The following is a 16974-nucleotide window of genomic DNA, read 5'->3' on the forward strand; positions in this document are numbered from 1 at the left end:
ATGAGCGTCGAATTAGACGAGGTCGTAAGCTTCCTCGCCCATCATGAGCCCTTCTCCCACCTGCCGGAGGAGGAGCTCGCTGCACTGTCCACCCAGCTCAGCATTGTTTACCTGCGCCGAGGTGATAGACCCGTTCATCGCGGGGAAACCAACGAGAAGCTTCACATCATCCGTACGGGCGCCGTCGATGTGCTCGGTGAGGATGAGGTCTTGCTGGACCGCCGCGAAGCTGGACTGACCTTTGGGTATTCCACCCTGCAGGGCGAGCCAATCTCCGCCTATGACATGGTCGCGGTAGAGGATAGCCTTGTCTTTACTCTTCCGCAGGAAGCCTTTAGTGCTCTGGCCCAGCGCAATCCCGATATCGCGCGTTTCTTCTCGGCGCAGTCACGCCAGGTGCGCGCGGCGGCGCGGGAGCTTGCCGACGCCGCCCCGACCGACGTCCTCCGCACGCCACTTGTTGAGCTCACCCGCACCGATGTGCTGACGTCATCGGCGGACACTACGATTGCACAAGCGGCCCAACTTATGACCGACCGCGGAGTTTCCTCTTTACTGGTGACACGCACGGACAACCAACTCGAGGGCATTGTGACCGACCGTGACCTGCGCTCACGCGTGCTGGCAGCCGGACTCGATCCGGCACAGCCTGTAGGGGAAATTATGACCCCGAACCCGCTGACGGTTTCTACGGATGCACCTGCCATGGAAGCTCTGCTCCATATGGCTGAGCGCGGCATCCACCATCTTCCGGTGGTGGATGATGGCCGTCTTCACGGCATCGTTACCCAGTCCGATGTGACGCGGTTGCTTCACAATGATCCCGTCTATCTGGCTGCAGATCTGTCACGCCGAACCAGCCGGCAGGAACTCACTGGCGCGTTTACTGAGGCCACACATCTGGCAGGACGTTTTGTGGAACGTGGTTCCACCCCAGCGGAGGCTTCTAGCTTGGTGACCCTCGCTGCCGATGCGGTGGCGCGCCGCCTGTGCACCTTAGCTGAGGAGGAATTGGGGCCGCCGCCGGTGGAGTATGCCTTCGTGGCTGTAGGTTCTCAGGGCCGCTGTGAGATGGCCCTAGCTTCTGACCAAGACAACGCCCTCGTGCTTGCGGATGATTACGACGCTTCTGTTCACGGTGAGTACTTTGCTGCCCTGAGCACCTTCGTGTGCGAAGGCCTCGCTGACGCTGGCCAAATCTTGTGTCCCGGTGACATGATGGCTATGACTCCTGAGTGGCGCATGACGTGCTCGGAATGGACCGAGACCTTCCGCCGATGGATCCGCGATCCACAGCCGGATGCGTTGCTCAATGCCCAAATCTTCTTTGACTTCCGCGTTCTCTACGGAAGTGAGCACCTCGGGCGCGGTGTGCACACCGCTGCCGTAGAAATGGGAAAGGGGGCCACGCGTTTGCATGCCCACCTGGCTAGTTTGGCTGCGCGTCGCGAACCGCCGCTGACCTTCTTCCGCGGGCTTGTCGTCGAGCGTGACGGCGATTATGCCAATACGCTTGATATCAAGAAGGGCGGTACCGCGGGCATCGTGCAGATGGGTCGGCTCTTTGCCTTGGCATCCGGCTCGTCGGTGGTGGATACGCGGCAGCGTCTCCGTGAAGCGGCGGGCGATGCGGTGAGCAGACAAGGCGCTCAAGAGCTTCTCGACGCCTTCGACTTCCTCCGCGCCCTGTCCTTTCAGCACCAAGCTCGCCAACTGCGCGAAGGCGTCCAGCCCGACTATCACATCGATCCAAAGAGTCTTGGGCGCCTTGAGCGCGAGCGCCTGCGCGATGCCTTCCGTGCCATCAAGTCGATGCAGAATGCGCTGGCCACCAAGTATCCGGTGAGGAACATCTAGATGTGGGGGAGATGGGGCCGTGCGCGACGCCGCGCAGACTGGGGAGCACCGGATTCCTCGACTCCGGTGAATGACCTCGCTCTGCTCGCAGTGGATATGGAAGCCACGAATCTGGATCCTCGTACCGGGGACATCGTCTCTATCGGCTGGGTGCCGGTCAATGGCGGAACAATCGACCTTTCCGGCGCCGGGTATTTCATCGTTCGTGGCGCCCAGGTAGGGGAGGATGCCCACGTGCACATGCTGACCCAAGACATGGTGGACGGTGGCATTGAATTGGAGGAGGCGGCAACACACCTGCGGCAAGCGCTGGAGGGCCGCGCACTCCTTGCACACTTTGCACAGCTCGAAGTGGGGTTCATTGAGAAGATATCCCAGCAGGTCTTTGGTGAGCGCCCGGAGCTGGCCGTCGTTGACACATTCGCCTTAGAACGCCGCCACATGGAGCGCATGGGAACCTACCCTCGCGGAGAAGACCTGCGCCTTGCGCGCGTGCGCCAACGCTATGGCCTGCCGCGATATGGCAACCACAATGCGCTTAGTGATGCACTTGCGTGCGCTGAGCTATATGTAGCCCAGCGAGGAATTACCCGCGCTGTCACACTGCGAGATGTGAGACTGCGTTAACTTTTCTCCATGGGCGCGGCACATTAACAGGATTTACAACATAGCCTCGATGCGGTGTGAATGATCCTCACGAGTAGTATGTCCGTTATGCGTTTAGGACGAATTGCCCATACTGAAGGAATCTGTTTCGCCATCATCGATGGCCCTGCTGATGCCCCACTGGAGCAGCTAGTAGCCAAGGAGATCGCTGGCACCCCATTTACCCCGCCCGAGCCCACCGGCCGTGAGTGGCCGCTCAGTGAGGTTCGCCTCCTGGCACCGACTCTGCCCACTAAGGTCGTGGCCTTGGGCCGCAATTATGCCGACCACGTGGCGGAGGTCTTCAAAGAGTCTGCCGAGCATCTGCCGCCGACCATCTTCATCAAGCCCTCCACCGCTGTCATTGGGCCGGGTGCACCAATTAAGATTCCGGAATTCGCTACCAACGTTGAGTTTGAAGGCGAGCTCGCTGTCGTCATCTCCAAGGTGTCGAAGAATATTGACCCGGAAAACTGGCGCGACCACGTCGTGGGCTACACCATCTGCAACGACGTCTCCTCTCGTGACCTGCAGTTTAAGGACGGCCAGTGGGCACGTGCGAAGGGCATCGATACTTTCTGCCCGCTCGGCCCGTGGATTGAGACGGACTTGGATTGCATCAACCTGGATGATCAGAAGATCAATGCCTACCTGACTCACGATGGCAAGCGTGAGCAGAAGCAGGATTCAAACACCGACCAGATGATCGTGAAGATGGGCGGCATCATCGCCGAAATTTCTCAGTCGTATACACTGCTGCCGGGTGACGTCATTACTACGGGTTCGCCCGCAGGTACCGCGCCGATGGTTCCGGGCGACACGATTGAAATTGAGATTCCGGGTGTCGGCAGCCTCACCAACCCGGTGACCCACGCGTAGAGCTGTAGAGCTATAGATTAAGCGCGCGCAGGATGGTGCGCAGCTTCGCCGTGGTTTCCTGAAGCTCGGCCTCGGGCTCGGAATCCACGACGATGCCGCCGCCGGCCCATGCGCGTGCTGAGAGGCCATCGCCAGCGACTTCTGCGCAGCGGATGGCCACCATGTACTCGCCATCGCCGGAGCTATCGCACCATCCGACCGCGCCGGCATAGAAGCCACGGTCGGTCTCAGCGGTTTCGATGAGCGCCTGCGCTGCCTCGGTCGGCGTGCCGCAAATTGCAGGGGTGGGGTACACAAGCTCGGCCAGCTCTAGCGCTGTGATGCTGGGGTCATTGAGCGTGCCCGCAATCGGGGTACCCAGGTGCCACATTTCGTTGGTGGAGGTCAGTTGCGGCGAGGTAGGTGCATCAAGACTCTCACACAGTGGCTGCAGGATGCGGCGAATGTGGTCGACCACAAAGGCATGTTCGCGCAGATCCTTGGCAGAATTGTGGAGATCCTGACCGGCTACGATATCGCGTGCGCGGTCAGCATGACGCGGAGCAGAACCCGCGAGGGGAAAGGCCGTTACCGTCGAGCCTTGCTTCTTGATGAGCACCTCCGGGGAGGAACCCACCAGCATTGCTCCTGGGCGTCCTGCAGGGCTGAGATCGGCGATGAACCCATCACGGTGCGAAGACAGATCAATAAGGCGTGCCGCAACAAACAGCGGATCCACCGGGGTCAAGAACTCGATATCGACCGCGCGTGCCAGCACGACCTTACCCAGTTTGGACGCTTCAATCGTGGCGATGGCTGCTTCAATGCGGCGCAGGTGTTCTTCGGGTTCCGGATCGAATCCGGTAACGCGAGCTTCGAGCGCGCCACTACGGTAGTAGGCATGCGGCTCCAGCGGACCATCTTCCCGGATGATGCTCTCGGGCACGGTGAGTGCTGCAGCCTCTCCCTTGTGAAAAGGAAGGGCGCCGACGACCATCTCCGCCTCACCACTGCGCAGTGCAGACACAGCGGCATCTACTTCGTCAAAGGTGGCTACCGATCCTTGGGTACGCACAGACCCCGTCGCACGGGACAGGAGGAAATCTGGGGCGGTGGAGGGTCTGTGAACACACATGAGGAACAATTCTAGTTCCTTTAACTGTTCCTGCTAAAATGAGATCGGCAGCTATATTTGCGAAGCCTTGGTTGCGAAGCTAGTCACGACGACGAGGCCGGAAGAACTGCACTGCGATAAACAGCCCGATTCCCAGCAAAAGAGACAGCGCTCCCATACCGGCGAGGAACCCCGCCCAGAAGCCCACCATCGGTGCGCCATAGCTCATAGCCTGGATGTTTTCAGCCTGCGGCATGGTATCGCTGTCTTCTGCAGCTGCGCGGTTTTGTGCCCGCTGGGGGTCGCGAGCAGTCTTCTTATCGTCGTCCTTGGGGTTACGTTCAGAGCGGTCGCGTTGTGCGGAATCTCTCTGTGCCCTTTCTTTGTGGGCTGGTGCGTTGCGCTGTGTTTCCTGGCGCTGTGATGCTGGACGGGGAGCGGCATTACTGTCCTGCCTCCGGATAGAATTCCCCTTATTGTCCGACTTTTCTTCCTGCGTCGCCTTGTTCTCCTGCTGCGTAGGTTCCTTGGCCTTGGAGCGCTCCGAGTCGCGAGACTCTCGGCTCCGGCGCGATTCACGCGGAGCTTTCGACTCAGACGGAGAGCCGCCGGTGAGGAAGGCATCAGCTTCCTTGAAAGTCTTGTCCATCGTCTTGTCTAGCTGCGCAATAGCCTTCGACGTGTCGTTAATGTCCTTGGCCAGCTGCTGTGGGCGGTTCTTGGCTTTACCGGAGCCCGAGCCTTCGCCGCTTCCCGACGCCGACCCCCAGTCCAACTGGCACAGCTCAGAAGAATCTGCACCGCCGACAAGGAAGGGCACGTCGATAGAGTACTCAGAGCCGTCATTGAGCGTGAAGGTGAAGGTAACTGCATAAGCGCCAGGCTCGGTAAAGACGATGCCGGTATGGCTGTGGAAGTGGTCAGGATAGTCCCAGCTCACATCAGGATTCTCCGAGTCGAACAACACTGTCGGTGCACCGCCCAGCTCGTTCTGGAAACCCACCACGCGCCCACCCTCGGGCCCACTGTGCAGGGTCATCGACAGCGTTGCATCCCGTGCGGTGTCCTCGTCGATGTAACTGGTGTTGAATCCCAGCCAGGGAATGTCCGGGTCTTGAGTTTGAGGAATCTGCCATCCGCGGGAGGGAATGTCCGCGCCGGCGGAATCTTCGAAGGCTGCGTTCGATCCCACTTCGACGTAGAAATCGCCCGAGGAATAGTCACGCCCGGATTCATCGTCGCGGGCAACGAAGTCTAGATCACCGCTATTCCCTATAAGCGCCAAGTCTTGGTGCCCACGGGTAAAGGCGTGCTGCGAATCGGCATCGCACGTGGAGTTGTCTTCGGCAGAGTCAGCAGCCCAGGCCAGTGGGGAAGCAGCAACGCAAAGCGGAGTGGCGAGCGTTAAGGCCGCGGCGGTGGTGAGGGTCAATGGGCGGATGATGAAGCGATTCATGCGGACAAGGACTCCTTAGGTTGAGGGGTTAGAGCAGTAGCGCGGCGGGAACTCAGGAAGGGAGACGCTACCCATGCCACGAGGAAGCAGGCGGTGAGCAGCAAAACGATGGTGGCTCCGGCGGGAAGGTCAATGGCCCACGCTAGGTAGATACCGAAAAAGCTGCCCAGTGACCCGATGAGAGCAGAGCTCAGCATCATCGTTCCTAGTGAGTCGCAAAGCAGACGTGCTGTCGCCGCCGGTGTAATGAGCAATGCGAGAACGAGGATGTTGCCAATCGTTCCGACCGAAATCACTACCGCGCCCGTCACACACAGGTAGAGCACGATATCCAGAGCAAAGACCGGCAAGCCCATGGCACGGGCGGTCTCTTTGTCCAAGCACGTCGCGGTGAGCTGTGGGCCGAGAAGGATGATGACACCCACGATGAGCACGGTGACAACGAGTGCCGTGTAGAGGTCCGTGCGGGATACACCGGTCAGTGAGCCGAAGAGGAAGCTGGTCAGGGATGCCGTATATCCCTCCACGCGGGAGATGATCACCATGCCGAGTGCAAAGGACGCGGCAAAGAAGATGCCGATGACGGAATCTTCTCGCACTGTGCGTCGCTGTGAGAAGCAGGCAATCAGTAGGGCTACCGCACAGCCAGCGACGGCACCGCCCAAGAGCACAGAACCTTGGAGTACGAATGCGATGGCCAGGCCAGGGAAGACCGCGTGGGAGACTGCATCCCCGATAAACGCCATGCCGCGCAGCACGACATAGCATCCCACCACGCCACACACGATGGCAGCAAGGATGGAGATACCCACCGCGCGGACAAGGAAGTCCAAGTGCGGGTTGGTGAGGTCTTGGAAAAACTCAAACAGTGAAATGTCGATCATGCTGCCACCCCAATCGCAGACAACAGTGGCGATGAGGTCGATACACCAAAGGTGTCGCTCCACGGCTTGGGGTCCAAGCGAAGCTTCGCGGCAGTACCGTCGGCCACAATGCCCCTGTTAAAGAGCACGAGGCGCGAGCAGGAGTGGGCCGCCTCAGAGAGATTGTGCGTCGACATGACCACACTGGTGCCTTGGTCGGTGAGCTCGTCAAAGAGGTACAACAGCTCTTCGGTGTTGGGGGCGTCGAGGCCGGTAAAAGGTTCGTCGAGAAGCAGCACGTCCGGTTCGGTGGCCAGGGCACGCGCGATGAGGACGCGCTGGCGCTGGCCGCCGGAAAGCTGCGCAATGGGGCGGCGTGCTAAATCTTGTAGGTTGGTGAGCTCCATCGCACGGCGAGCGGCCTCCTTGTCCGCACGGCTGGGTCGGCGCAGCCAGCCCACGAGCCCCGTGCGTCCGCTGAGTACGGCTTTAGCCACCGAGATGGGAAAGTCCCACTCCACGTCATGGCGTTGGGGCACGTAGCCCAGCGAGGTGGTGACGTCAATCGTGCCAGTGGATGGAACGAGGCCCAATATAGCGCGCAACAGTGTGGTCTTACCGGCACCATTGGGTCCCAGCAGTCCGATAAACTCACCTGGGTTCACGGTCAGGCAGGCATTGTCGATTACGCGGCGGCCGGCCAGCGTGACGCTTAAATCTTCTACGGAAATGAGGGGACTAGTCACGGTGTCCTCCCTTCGTGCGTGCGGCCGCGATGAGAGCAGCTACGAGCACAAGCACACCAAGGCCCGCAAGAGCCCATACCCACACTGGGACGGCACCGGGGGAGGAAGATTCGTTCGCATTCATGGCCGCAGCAGAGTCATCCCACTCGGTGGCCTGTGCTTCAGTCACGTCGGTGTCGTTGCCCACCGCGAACGTCAATGTGGCCTCCGCAGAAACCTCAGAACCAGCGCTATCGCCAGAGCCCTCGCCCGTCATGCGCACTCGAACCTGGTGGATACCGGGCTCGGTGAAGACCCAATTGGCGTGGGTATGCGTGCCCAAGTCCACCCAGAACCCTTCGGTAGCGGCGTCGGCGGTGGACCACAGCAGCTGCGGCGGTTCAAAGCCTCCATTTTGCAGGAAGAGGGAGAAATCACCTGGCCCTTGGTGTCCGATGAACTCCATAGTGAGGCCGCGGTCAACGTTCTCGTTGAGCGACGGCGCTTGCGTATTCCAGCCCAGCCACGGAACGTCGGCTTGTTCGGTCTGGGGAACTACCCAGACGTGAGAACCTGGGTCTGCGCCAACAAAGGAAAAGGCTTCGTCCTCCGGCAGAGTAAGTTGGGCATCGTCGCTGACATCAAAGACAACGTCATCGAGTTCGCGCCAGACTGGCTTCTCGGCCGAATCATCGCGGGCTAGAAAGTTCGCCTGCCCGTCAATGACCTGCAGACCTAGATCCACGTGGCCGTGGTCGATAGTGGTCTCGGTACCGGGTGCAGCGACGTCTTCGTCGGCGCTGACAACCTGCGCCAGATCTCCAGCCCAGGCGGCGGATGGGGCAATCGCTAGGCATGCAGCGGTTAGAGTTGCTGCCAGCGCTGTCATGAGACGCGGGGCATAGCGTGAACGGGTAACGGTAATGGTCATTTCTTATTTCCTTTATGAGAGACAGCGGTTGAGTGACTCGGCGTTAAATCGCATGAGGTCGAGGTAAGTGGGGACAGCGTCATCGAGAGTGTCGCCGTAAATGGGGCACACCGCAATCCCTAGGGAGTGCGCGGCTTCTCTGATGACATCGGCGCTGGCCTGTTGCGTGGGCTCGATGAAGACAGCGGGCAGCTGTAGGTTCTCCAAGGTTCGGCGCAAGGCAATGACGTCGCGCGGTGAAGGCTCGATGGCGGGGTTCGGGGTGACAAATCCGGCGATGTCAATGCCATAGCCTTGCTCGAGGTAGGCGTAGCCGTGGTGTGGGGTCACCAAGTGACGGCGGCGCTCAGGAATAGCAGTCAGAAGGTCACGGACATAAGAGTCCGTATCTCGCAGCTTCTCGGCATATTCTTGGGCCCGGGCGCGGTATTCGGCGCCATGCGAAGGATCCGCCAGGGCAAGCTGGTCGGCGATAACTTCGGCGTAGGCAATGACATTCTTAGCGTTGTGCCACAGGTGTGGGTCGACTTCACCGTGGATGTGCTTGCCCAGCACTGCTTGGGGGAGCAGGTAGGTTTCGCCGCCGGGCCGACCGAGGAAGCGGTAGGAGGGATCCGGGGGAATCTCTTGCAAGGTCGAGGACGGGACACTGAGTGCTGTGGTGGCGGGGTCAAAGCGTTCACCCTGATCTTCAAGGCCCAGCTTGCCTGTGCCTAAGTCCGCGGTGATGTCGACGTGGCCTTCACCCAGTGAGTGCATCCCCTCCGGTGGTGTAACGCCAACGGCGACCGTGATGACTTGTGATGCCGAGTCCGTTGCGCCGAAGGTCAGGCGATAAATGCCGGGCTTGCTAAATGCCCATGAGACATGGGTATGAGCGTTGGCCGGCAGCGTGGTGGAATCCTCACGCTCGCTGACACCATCGGCTGTGTTGAACAACGGTTCTGGGGTACCGAAAGTGGAGACCACGTAGGCGGCCACATCACCGGGACCTGTGGCGTCGAGGAGCTGCATTGTGACACTGTTGCGCCCGGCAGGTGCGTTGCGCACGCGCAGACCCAGCCAGATGGCATCCAGTGCCACATTTTCCACCAGCGGCACGAGCGTGGCGCCGCGCGTAGACGCTTGGTCCGCTACCTCCGTCACGGGAACGTCGGAGGATTCGTTCATGGATTTCATGAGGTTCTGCGGCTCCAGGAGCAGGCCGTTGGCCAGCAAAACATCGGCGGTGGCGATATCCCTGACGGTGCGCAAGCTCGGCTCGAAGGTGTGTGGGTCCTTGCCTGCAGGAATCAGCGTGGTCACTTTGGCGTCAGGTCCGGCGATGTGCTTGGCGACGTCCCCCAGTATCGGCGTCGTCGCCACCACCTTCATGCCCCCATCGGAAGCATTATCGCCGGCAGCGGTGCTCGCGCAGCTGGTAAGTACTGCTGCCACTGTGGTTAGCGTGATGAGCAGAGCTCCGCGGCGCGCTGCTCGTAGAGTTGCCAAGGGCATCAGTCGCGGCCCCTCGCCAAGGCTAGACGTGCTACAGCCAGGCCGAGAACCAGCATTCCGAGGCCCAAGATTCCGATACCCCACGGCAGGAGGCTCTGTCCGCTGTCGTAGTAGCCGGTAGCGGCCACGGTGTCGACATTCTCAGCAGAAGGACTCGTGTGTGCAGTGCGCTCAGCTCTGCGCTCCTTGCGATCCTTTCGATCAGTGCGCTCTTTCCGGTCCGCGCTGTCTTTGGTTTCCTTAGGCTTATGAGTGCCCGTGGCATTCGCTGCAGGTGCAGGGCCGGCGGCCATGCCTTGGGAACTGCCAGTACCCGGGCGAGACTCGCCACCCGAAGCGGAAGGGGATTGAGGGTTGGAAGAGTCGCTGCCAAGAGCAGCTTCTTCACTGTCACCGTCATTGTCACTGACGCCGGCGTCAGCAGAACCGTGCTCAGCCGTACCTGAATCCTGCGGTGCCATCTCTCCATCGCCGACGTCCCACGTGTAGGTCACCTGGTTGCTGGCATCACCATTGGACACGGCCTGAACCGTCATGGTGTAGATACCCGGATCCGTAAACGCCCAGTTGACGTGGCGGTGCGCCGGGTAGGCCTGGTTGATGACATCACCGCTGACTAGGTCCAGTGCGCCTTCCTCCGTGACTGGCTGAATGTCACCAAAACCAGCAGTTTCGAAGACGAAGATATCTCCAGGGCCCGTGACCTCAACGAACTCGAGGTCAACGTCCTTGTACCCTGCGGATTGCGCTGGCTGGGTATCCCATCCCGGCCACAAAAGGGAGCTGTCCTGGGTCTGCGGCAAGTAGTAAGTAGGTGTTCCAATGCCGTCGATCCGCTCAGTGGCGTCGTTCCATGCTTCCTCGGCAACCTTGAGGGTGACATCATCTCCGGGGTGGACAACGCCGCTGCCGGTTACGTCCTCCTTCAGAGACAAGGTGAGCTCGCCATTAGGAGCGGTGACGTAGAAAGCATCGACATGGCCGGAATCGAAGACCTCGCCTTCTGCAAGGGCCGTGGGCACCGGGGAAGCCATGAGTATGAGGGATAGCGAGGCCGTTGCCGCCACGGGGGCGGCAGCCGTGCGGTGAGAGATAAAGTTCACGGTGAAACTCCTTATCTAGCGGCGAAAGAGCCCGTTGAGGCGGGCCGTGATGTCCTGGCGGTGGTCGTTATAGAAGTTGAGGAAGCCCTGGAACACGATGGCCAGGACGACGGGAAGCACAAGGCCCCACAGTCCCTGGAGCTTCGGCTTCGAAGATTTCAAATCTTTTGAGGAAGCGTCAGGCTTGCTCGAGTTTTCTGGCTTCGTGCCGTCACCCGTGGAGCCGCCTTGGCCCTTGGAACCGCCCTCGTCTTTGGAGCCGCCCTCGCCCTTCGCGCTCACACAGTCCTTAATCGCGGCGTCGCCAGCGGCCACGGTGAGCGCCTGGGGTGCAGACGTGATGTCCTTGCCGTCCTTCGTGGTGGCGGTGTAGGTGATCTCGAGTTTGTAGATGCCCGGCTTGGTGAACGCCCAGTTGGTGTGCGTATGCGAAGCGAAGGTGGTCTCAATGGAATAGTCACCCTCAGCGGAATTCACCAGTGGGGTAAAGGACTTGCCAAGTCCCTCGGTAGTAAAGAGACCAACATTGCCGCCTTCCGGCATGTCGGTGGGCTTGATGTTGAGCGTCACCGTGCCGTCTTTGTAATCGTCATAATTCAGGCTCTGGGTATTGTAACCAGGCCAGATGATGCCTTGCTCTTGAGTCTGCGGCAGCAGGTAGAACTTGTCCTCGCCTAAGTAATCAAACTCCTTGCCCTTGAGAACCTCTGGGCGCGCACGCAAAGCGTTGTCGTGGATAGCAAGGACGACGTCATCGAGCGGGCGCTCAACGGTCTTCTTATCCACAATGGCGGTTTCATCCTTGATACGCGCGGCGAAGGAGTCGCCGTCACGGGCGGCTGTGATGTCGACGTGGCCGTGGTCCAGAAACTTCTTGTTTGCGCAGACTCCGCTGCGGGGGCTGGAACCAGGTGAGGCATTTCCCTTGTCGCCCGGTGTCGTATCCGGCGCGGTGGATTCCTTGCCGAGCTCACCGGTAGCTTTGTAGCTTTGACCGAAGTCAAAGGAATCCGTCAGGGTAATGGAGCCGGAGTTCTGCGTCACCGTCGGGTGCGGGAGGATATCGAGCCGAACCTTGTTGCCGTTGAAGTTCTTGTCGGCACCAACGACAAACTCGGCGCGGCCGCCCGTGATGACACCGTCGAAAGGAATGTCAGCGTAGTCGCTGTCCCCGCTGAAGAATCCTCCGTGGACATAACCGTCGAGCTTCTTATCGGCAGCCTCAACGATGATGCGCGTAGCATCATCACCTTCAGGAACAGCGCGAGCGGTGATACTCGGATCTGACACGGAGATTTCCTCACCGGAGGAAAGCTCGCGAGGGTTGGAGGTCTCAGTCCAAGAATCGGCGGATTTCTTGGATGATGTGCTGAGCTTCGCGCCCTCGGCGTAGTCGAGCTCCTCAGATACCCAGCGAGGTGAGTCATCCTCCGGGGTGTAGACGGCCTGGATCTTTGAGGCCTCGGGGCCGAGGAACTCATCAAAGTGAGCTTTGCCGTCAGTGACGGGGAGGTCGGTGAGGAAGTAGCCGTCGATAAGCAGTGTCAGGGTACCGTTCGTGCCGCCGGAGAAGTCGATGGAGGAGAGGTTCTCATCACCATCCTTCTCCTTGTCCTTCTTCGGAGCGATGGTGAGCTGGTAGTCCTTGGCGGAGGCGTCACCGCTCGATGCCGCGTCAAAGCGCTCGTGCAGTGACGGCGTGGCCTCTTTGAGCGGGCGTTCGCCGCCGACCTGGATAGACGTGGTGACCGGCTCGGACGCGATGAGCTTGCCATCCTTGCTTCGAGCGGTGGTCCGGTAGGTGAGCTCGTAGCGGCCCGGCTTGGAAAAGACCGTGTAATTGTGAGTATGCGTGCCGCTAGTAAGCCACGCTGCATGCGGGGCATCCTCGGAGGTGCCGAAGAAACGCTGCAGGCCGCCAGGGCCGGGGTAGTAACCAAACATTTCGACCTCGCCCGGGCCATCGACGCTGAGAAGGTCGAGAGAGGCGATATTGTCGCGGAAGTCGTCGACAGGCAGCTCAGTGTCCGCACCGAAACCCATCCAGACCGGATCGAGGGTGCCGTTCACGCTGGCGGGGGCCATGTAGTAGGTCTTTCCCGCCTGACCTGCGAAGGAGAGGGCAGGATCCTCGGGGACAGTGAACTGGTATTGGTTCTTGCCGTTTTGGCCCCAGCCTTTGCCGACCCATGCCACAGTCTCGTCGAGAGCATGATCAGCATCCGTCGAGTGAGACTTTAAAGTGAGGGAGTTGTTCTCCCAGAACGACTTTGGTGAGTCGATGTGGGTTTGTGTGGCCACGTGCTTGCCGTCGTCAGGGCCAGCGAGCGCAGGTGCGGGGGAGGCAAGGAGGGTGGCGCAGGTAAGAAGCGCCACAGTGCGGAGTCGTGCCACGGTGGAGTGAAACCTTTCTTGAGTTCTAGTGGGAGATTTTCACTATAAGTAATGATTATCATTCCCTATAGTGTTGTTGGAAAACCCCTGCACGCAATTAGTGGAAACTGCTTTCATCTACCCCCAAGTGGGGCGGGCGGTGCGATGCGGAGGGGCTGAACTACGATGGGGAACATGATTGAGAAAACTTCCGACGTCCGCGTACGTTTCTGCCCTTCACCGACCGGCACGCCCCACGTGGGCATGGTCCGCACGGCCCTGTTCAACTGGGCTTATGCCCGCCACACTGGGGGCAAGCTCATCTTCCGCATCGAGGACACCGATGCCGCTCGTGATTCCGAGGAGTCCTACCAGGCCATCATTGACTCCCTAAACTGGCTCGGCCTGGGCTGGGATGAGGGCGTTAACGTGGGTGGGCCCGACGAGCCCTACCGCCAGTCCCAGCGCATGGATATCTACGCCGATGTCCTGCAGAAGCTCAAGGATGGCGGCTACGTCTACCCGGCATACTCCACCAACGAGGAGGTCCAGGAGCGGCACAAGGCGGCCGGCCGCGACCCGCAGCTGGGCTACGACAACTTTGACCGCGACCTCACCCAGGAGCAGATTGATGCTTTTGAGGCGGAAGGGCGCAGACCGGTGTGGCGCCTGCGCATGCCGGATAAGGATTGGTCCTGGACGGACCTGGTTCGCGGCGACATGACCTTCAAGTCGGAGACCCAGCCGGACTATGTCGTGGCTCGCTCCAATGGTGCCCCGCTCTACACCTTGGTTAACCCGGTTGATGACGCGCTGATGGGCGTGACCCACGTCCTGCGTGGTGAGGATCTGTTGTCTTCCACGCCGCGCCAGCTTGCCCTCTATGAAGCGCTCATCGAGCTGGGTATTGCTAAGCAGATTCCGGAGTTTGGCCACCTGCCGTTCGTGATGGGTGAGGGCAACAAGAAGCTCTCCAAGCGCGATCCGCAGTCCAACCTGTTTAATCACCGCGACAACGGCATTATCCCGGAGGGCATGCTCAATTACCTGTCCCTTCTGGGCTGGTCGCTGTCTGCGGATCAGGATATCTTCTCGGTAGATGAGCTTATTGCCAACTTCGATGTGCACGACGTGCTGGGCAACCCGGCTCGCTTCGACCAGAAGAAGTTGGAGGCCATCAACGCCGATCATATTCGTCTGCTCAAGCCGGAAGACTTTGCGCAGCGCCTTCGTGACTACCTGAGCGAGTACACCGACTTCCCGGCAGATTACCCGGAGGAGAAGTTTGCTTTCATCGCAGACTTGGTACAGACCCGCATCAAGACCCTTTCGGATGCCTATGGCCTCATGTCCTTCTTGACGACCCCGGACGCAGAGTTGGAGCTCGATGAGAAGGCTGCGCGCAAGAACCTTAAGGAGGATGCGGTTCAGCCACTCGAGGTCTCCATTGCCAAGCTGGAGGAACTCGGGGAGTGGAAGACTGAAGAGATTGAGAAGGTTCTCTCCACCGCGCTTATCGACGACCTCGGGCTCAAACCCCGCAAGGCCTACGGTGCCCTGCGTGTAGCCATTTCTGGTCAGCAGGTTTCCCCGCCGCTGTTTGAGTCGATGGAGCTGCTGGGCAAGGAGTCCACCTTGGCGCGCCTCAAGGCTGCTCAGGCAGTCACGCCGTGGAGCGCTGAATAGGCTCACAGAGGTGTAATTTCGGAGCGTTCGAGTTCACTCTTAGCGCCCCGAAAATTCCCTCTAGCCTGGCGATTTGTGTGGATCGGGTGCGCTGGATATAGTTATAAACCGTTGCAGCGAGCAGCGAGGGGTTCTGCCCTAAGCGAGTTCACCGCAATATTGGCCTATGGTGTAATTGGCAACACAACGGTTTCTGGTACCGTCATTCTAGGTTCGAGTCCTGGTAGGCCAGCAGTGATAACACTTTAACGCTGCACCGCACGTTAAAGTAAGTCGTCACAGTTCTATGCCCCGTTCGTCTAGCGGCCTAGGACGCCGGCCTCTCACGCCGGTAACACGGGTTCAAATCCCGTACGGGGTACCACTTAAGGAGTGGCAAGCATAAGGTGCTTGCCACTCTTTTTCTTTATGATCGGTGACCATGCACTTCTATATCGTTCATGGATACCAAGCCAGTCCTGATAGCCATTGGTTCCCGTGGCTCGAGCAACGCCTGACCGCCGATGGGCAACACGCTGTTCATACCATTGCGCTGCCAGACCCGAATGCGCCGAAGCTGGATGAGTGGGTTGAGGCGATACTCAACGAAATTGGGCGTCCAGATTCTGATACCTGCATCATTACGCATAGCCTGGGCGGCATCGCGCTGCTGCACTATCTCACGGCATTAGAAGGCGAGTGGGAGCTTCCCGGGCTCTTTATCGTCTCTGGGTTCGTGGAAAAGCTTCGCGTTATTCCAGAACTCGACGAGTTCATCGGCCAAGCACATGTCGACCTGCCTGCTATCAAGCCCCACATTGCTCACACAGAGGTCTTCGTGTCCACTAACGATATCCTCGTGGACCCAGTCTTAACGCAGCAGCTTGCCGACGCACTCTCGGCCACCCCCATCACCATCCACGAGGCGGGGCATTTCCTCGAAAGCGACGGCTATACCGAGTTTCCACAGTTAGGGGAGCGCCTCACGCAGTGGCTGCGCAGTCTATAGGCCCTTAGTCATCGCTTTGAGGGCCTCCACGTGCTGCGTGTAGGCCTGAGCCCCTGCCTCAGTAAGCGTGACCCACACGGTATCCTTCGCCCGCGTGGAGCCGTACTCGCGCGTACGGCTGACATAGCCGTTGTCTTCAAGGTGCTTCAACTGCTTCGACAGCGTATCGGCGGGAAGTTCCGTGAGGTCAGCAAGCAGACTGTATTTCATCTGCCGACCGTCAGTAGCGCCTGCGGAGAATAGCGTGGCGCAGATTTTGAGCCGATTAATGGGATGGATGATCGGATCCAGTTCGGCTGGATGGTGCGTAGATTCCTTAGGCATTGACGCCCTTTACGGCGGCATTACGGTTCTCATACAGCATCCACGCCGTTGCCGCAGAGACAACTGCGCCGCAGACCACCATCCACGGCCATGAGTCCGGAGTTGGGGTGGTGGACATGATCATTGCACCGGGCAGCAGCACCCGTGACCAGGTCGCGCGGTTGTTACTTGGCCCCATATTCGGATCGGGGCGCACGAATGGGTTCGCAATCTTGTCCTTGAGGAGATAGCCCAGAATAAAGGTCGGTACGAGAACTGCGAGACCGTACCACCAGGACACCTTAGTCACCGCGAGGCCACATCCGATGCCGAGCGCGACAAGCGCAACCGCCCACGGACTTTGAGTCCAGGCGGTGCGTTTCTGGGCTTCCTCAATGACTCTTAGATCGTCGCTCAATGTTTAGCTCCCTTACTTGCAACTAGTGCAAGACTAGCACTTGCAAGTGGTGCAAGTAAAGGGATGTCGTGAGAAGCATTGACAGGAAAGACGGGGTCGCTTCTCTTGGCTTAGGAGGGCAGTGGTCTTGTTGTGCCCCATACCGGTGAGGGGAGAG

General features: G+C 59.7%; 15 protein-coding genes and 2 tRNA genes. 7 read left to right on the top strand and 10 right to left on the bottom strand.

What is annotated here, in order from left to right:
• From NX84_RS06620 to NX84_RS06630, 3 genes are all read left to right on the top strand, one after another.
• Positions 1 to 1857 carry a DUF294 nucleotidyltransferase-like domain-containing protein gene (locus NX84_RS06620; protein ID WP_039675124.1) on the top strand — a complete coding sequence of 619 codons (1857 nt, stop codon included), beginning with the start codon at positions 1 to 3 and terminating at the stop codon, positions 1855 to 1857.
• Complete coding sequence (locus NX84_RS06625; protein ID WP_039675126.1) at positions 1858 to 2484, top strand: exonuclease domain-containing protein; 627 nt, start codon at positions 1858 to 1860, stop codon at positions 2482 to 2484.
• Between the two features lie 87 nt (positions 2485 to 2571).
• Positions 2572 to 3381: a fumarylacetoacetate hydrolase family protein gene (locus NX84_RS06630; RefSeq protein WP_174519847.1), complete on the top strand. Its 810-nt coding sequence runs from the start codon at positions 2572 to 2574 to the stop codon at positions 3379 to 3381.
• A 10-nt stretch (positions 3382 to 3391) separates the two neighbouring features.
• Here NX84_RS06630 and NX84_RS06635 read toward each other — a convergent pair whose 3' ends face one another.
• From NX84_RS06635 to NX84_RS06670, 8 genes are all read right to left on the bottom strand, one after another.
• Complete coding sequence (locus tag NX84_RS06635; protein WP_039675129.1) at positions 3392 to 4495, bottom strand: isochorismate synthase; 1104 nt, start codon at positions 4493 to 4495, stop codon at positions 3392 to 3394.
• 79 nt (positions 4496 to 4574) lie between these two features.
• Positions 4575 to 5930 carry a choice-of-anchor M domain-containing protein gene (locus tag NX84_RS06640; RefSeq protein WP_039675132.1) on the bottom strand — a complete coding sequence of 452 codons (1356 nt, stop codon included), beginning with the start codon at positions 5928 to 5930 and terminating at the stop codon, positions 4575 to 4577.
• Complete coding sequence (locus NX84_RS06645; protein ID WP_039675134.1) at positions 5927 to 6814, bottom strand: anchored repeat-type ABC transporter permease subunit; 888 nt, start codon at positions 6812 to 6814, stop codon at positions 5927 to 5929. The genes NX84_RS06640 and NX84_RS06645 overlap by 4 nt, the downstream gene beginning before the upstream one ends.
• Complete coding sequence (locus NX84_RS06650) at positions 6811 to 7539, bottom strand: anchored repeat-type ABC transporter ATP-binding subunit (protein WP_039675136.1); 729 nt, start codon at positions 7537 to 7539, stop codon at positions 6811 to 6813. Before NX84_RS06650 ends, NX84_RS06645 begins: the two co-directional genes overlap by 4 nt.
• On the bottom strand, positions 7532 to 8449 hold the full coding sequence (locus tag NX84_RS06655) for a choice-of-anchor M domain-containing protein (RefSeq protein WP_082013925.1): 918 nt from the start codon (positions 8447 to 8449) through the stop codon (positions 7532 to 7534). Before NX84_RS06655 ends, NX84_RS06650 begins: the two co-directional genes overlap by 8 nt.
• Before the next feature lie 12 nt (positions 8450 to 8461).
• Positions 8462 to 9946 carry an anchored repeat ABC transporter, substrate-binding protein gene (locus tag NX84_RS06660; RefSeq protein ID WP_052319693.1) on the bottom strand — a complete coding sequence of 495 codons (1485 nt, stop codon included), beginning with the start codon at positions 9944 to 9946 and terminating at the stop codon, positions 8462 to 8464.
• The gene (locus NX84_RS06665; protein ID WP_052319694.1) at positions 9946 to 11049 is read right to left on the bottom strand and encodes a choice-of-anchor M domain-containing protein; all 1104 of its coding nucleotides are present in this window, start codon (positions 11047 to 11049) and stop codon (positions 9946 to 9948) included. Before NX84_RS06665 ends, NX84_RS06660 begins: the two co-directional genes overlap by 1 nt.
• Positions 11050 to 11064: 15 nt before the next feature.
• A complete protein-coding gene (locus NX84_RS06670; protein ID WP_039675140.1) occupies positions 11065 to 13443 on the bottom strand; it encodes a choice-of-anchor M domain-containing protein in 2379 nt (792 codons plus the stop codon).
• A gap of 165 nt (positions 13444 to 13608) precedes the next feature.
• On the opposite strand from NX84_RS06670, the gene gltX reads away from it, so the two are divergent.
• The 4 genes from gltX to NX84_RS06690 all read left to right on the top strand — a co-directional run bounded on the left by gltX (position 13609) and on the right by NX84_RS06690 (position 16096).
• Positions 13609 to 15108, top strand: coding sequence for a glutamate--tRNA ligase (gene gltX, locus NX84_RS06675; RefSeq protein WP_039675142.1), 1500 nt, complete (start codon positions 13609 to 13611; stop codon positions 15106 to 15108).
• Between the two features lie 160 nt (positions 15109 to 15268).
• Positions 15269 to 15340: transfer RNA gene (locus NX84_RS06680), tRNA-Gln, on the top strand.
• Positions 15341 to 15396: 56 nt separating this feature from the next.
• Positions 15397 to 15472 (top strand) — tRNA-Glu (locus tag NX84_RS06685).
• Positions 15473 to 15529: 57 nt separating this feature from the next.
• Positions 15530 to 16096 carry an RBBP9/YdeN family alpha/beta hydrolase gene (locus NX84_RS06690; RefSeq protein ID WP_039675145.1) on the top strand — a complete coding sequence of 189 codons (567 nt, stop codon included), beginning with the start codon at positions 15530 to 15532 and terminating at the stop codon, positions 16094 to 16096.
• On the opposite strand, the gene NX84_RS06695 is transcribed toward NX84_RS06690, so the two are convergent.
• On the bottom strand, positions 16091 to 16420 hold the full coding sequence (locus NX84_RS06695) for a transcriptional regulator (protein ID WP_039675147.1): 330 nt from the start codon (positions 16418 to 16420) through the stop codon (positions 16091 to 16093). The two genes, NX84_RS06690 and NX84_RS06695, sit on opposite strands and share 6 nt — an antisense overlap.
• Positions 16413 to 16817: a hypothetical protein gene (locus NX84_RS06700; protein WP_039675149.1), complete on the bottom strand. Its 405-nt coding sequence runs from the start codon at positions 16815 to 16817 to the stop codon at positions 16413 to 16415. The genes NX84_RS06695 and NX84_RS06700 overlap by 8 nt, the downstream gene beginning before the upstream one ends.
• Between the last annotated feature and the right edge of the window lie 157 nt (positions 16818 to 16974).

Source organism: Corynebacterium minutissimum (assembly GCF_000805675.1).
Lineage (GTDB): Bacteria > Actinomycetota > Actinomycetes > Mycobacteriales > Mycobacteriaceae > Corynebacterium > Corynebacterium minutissimum.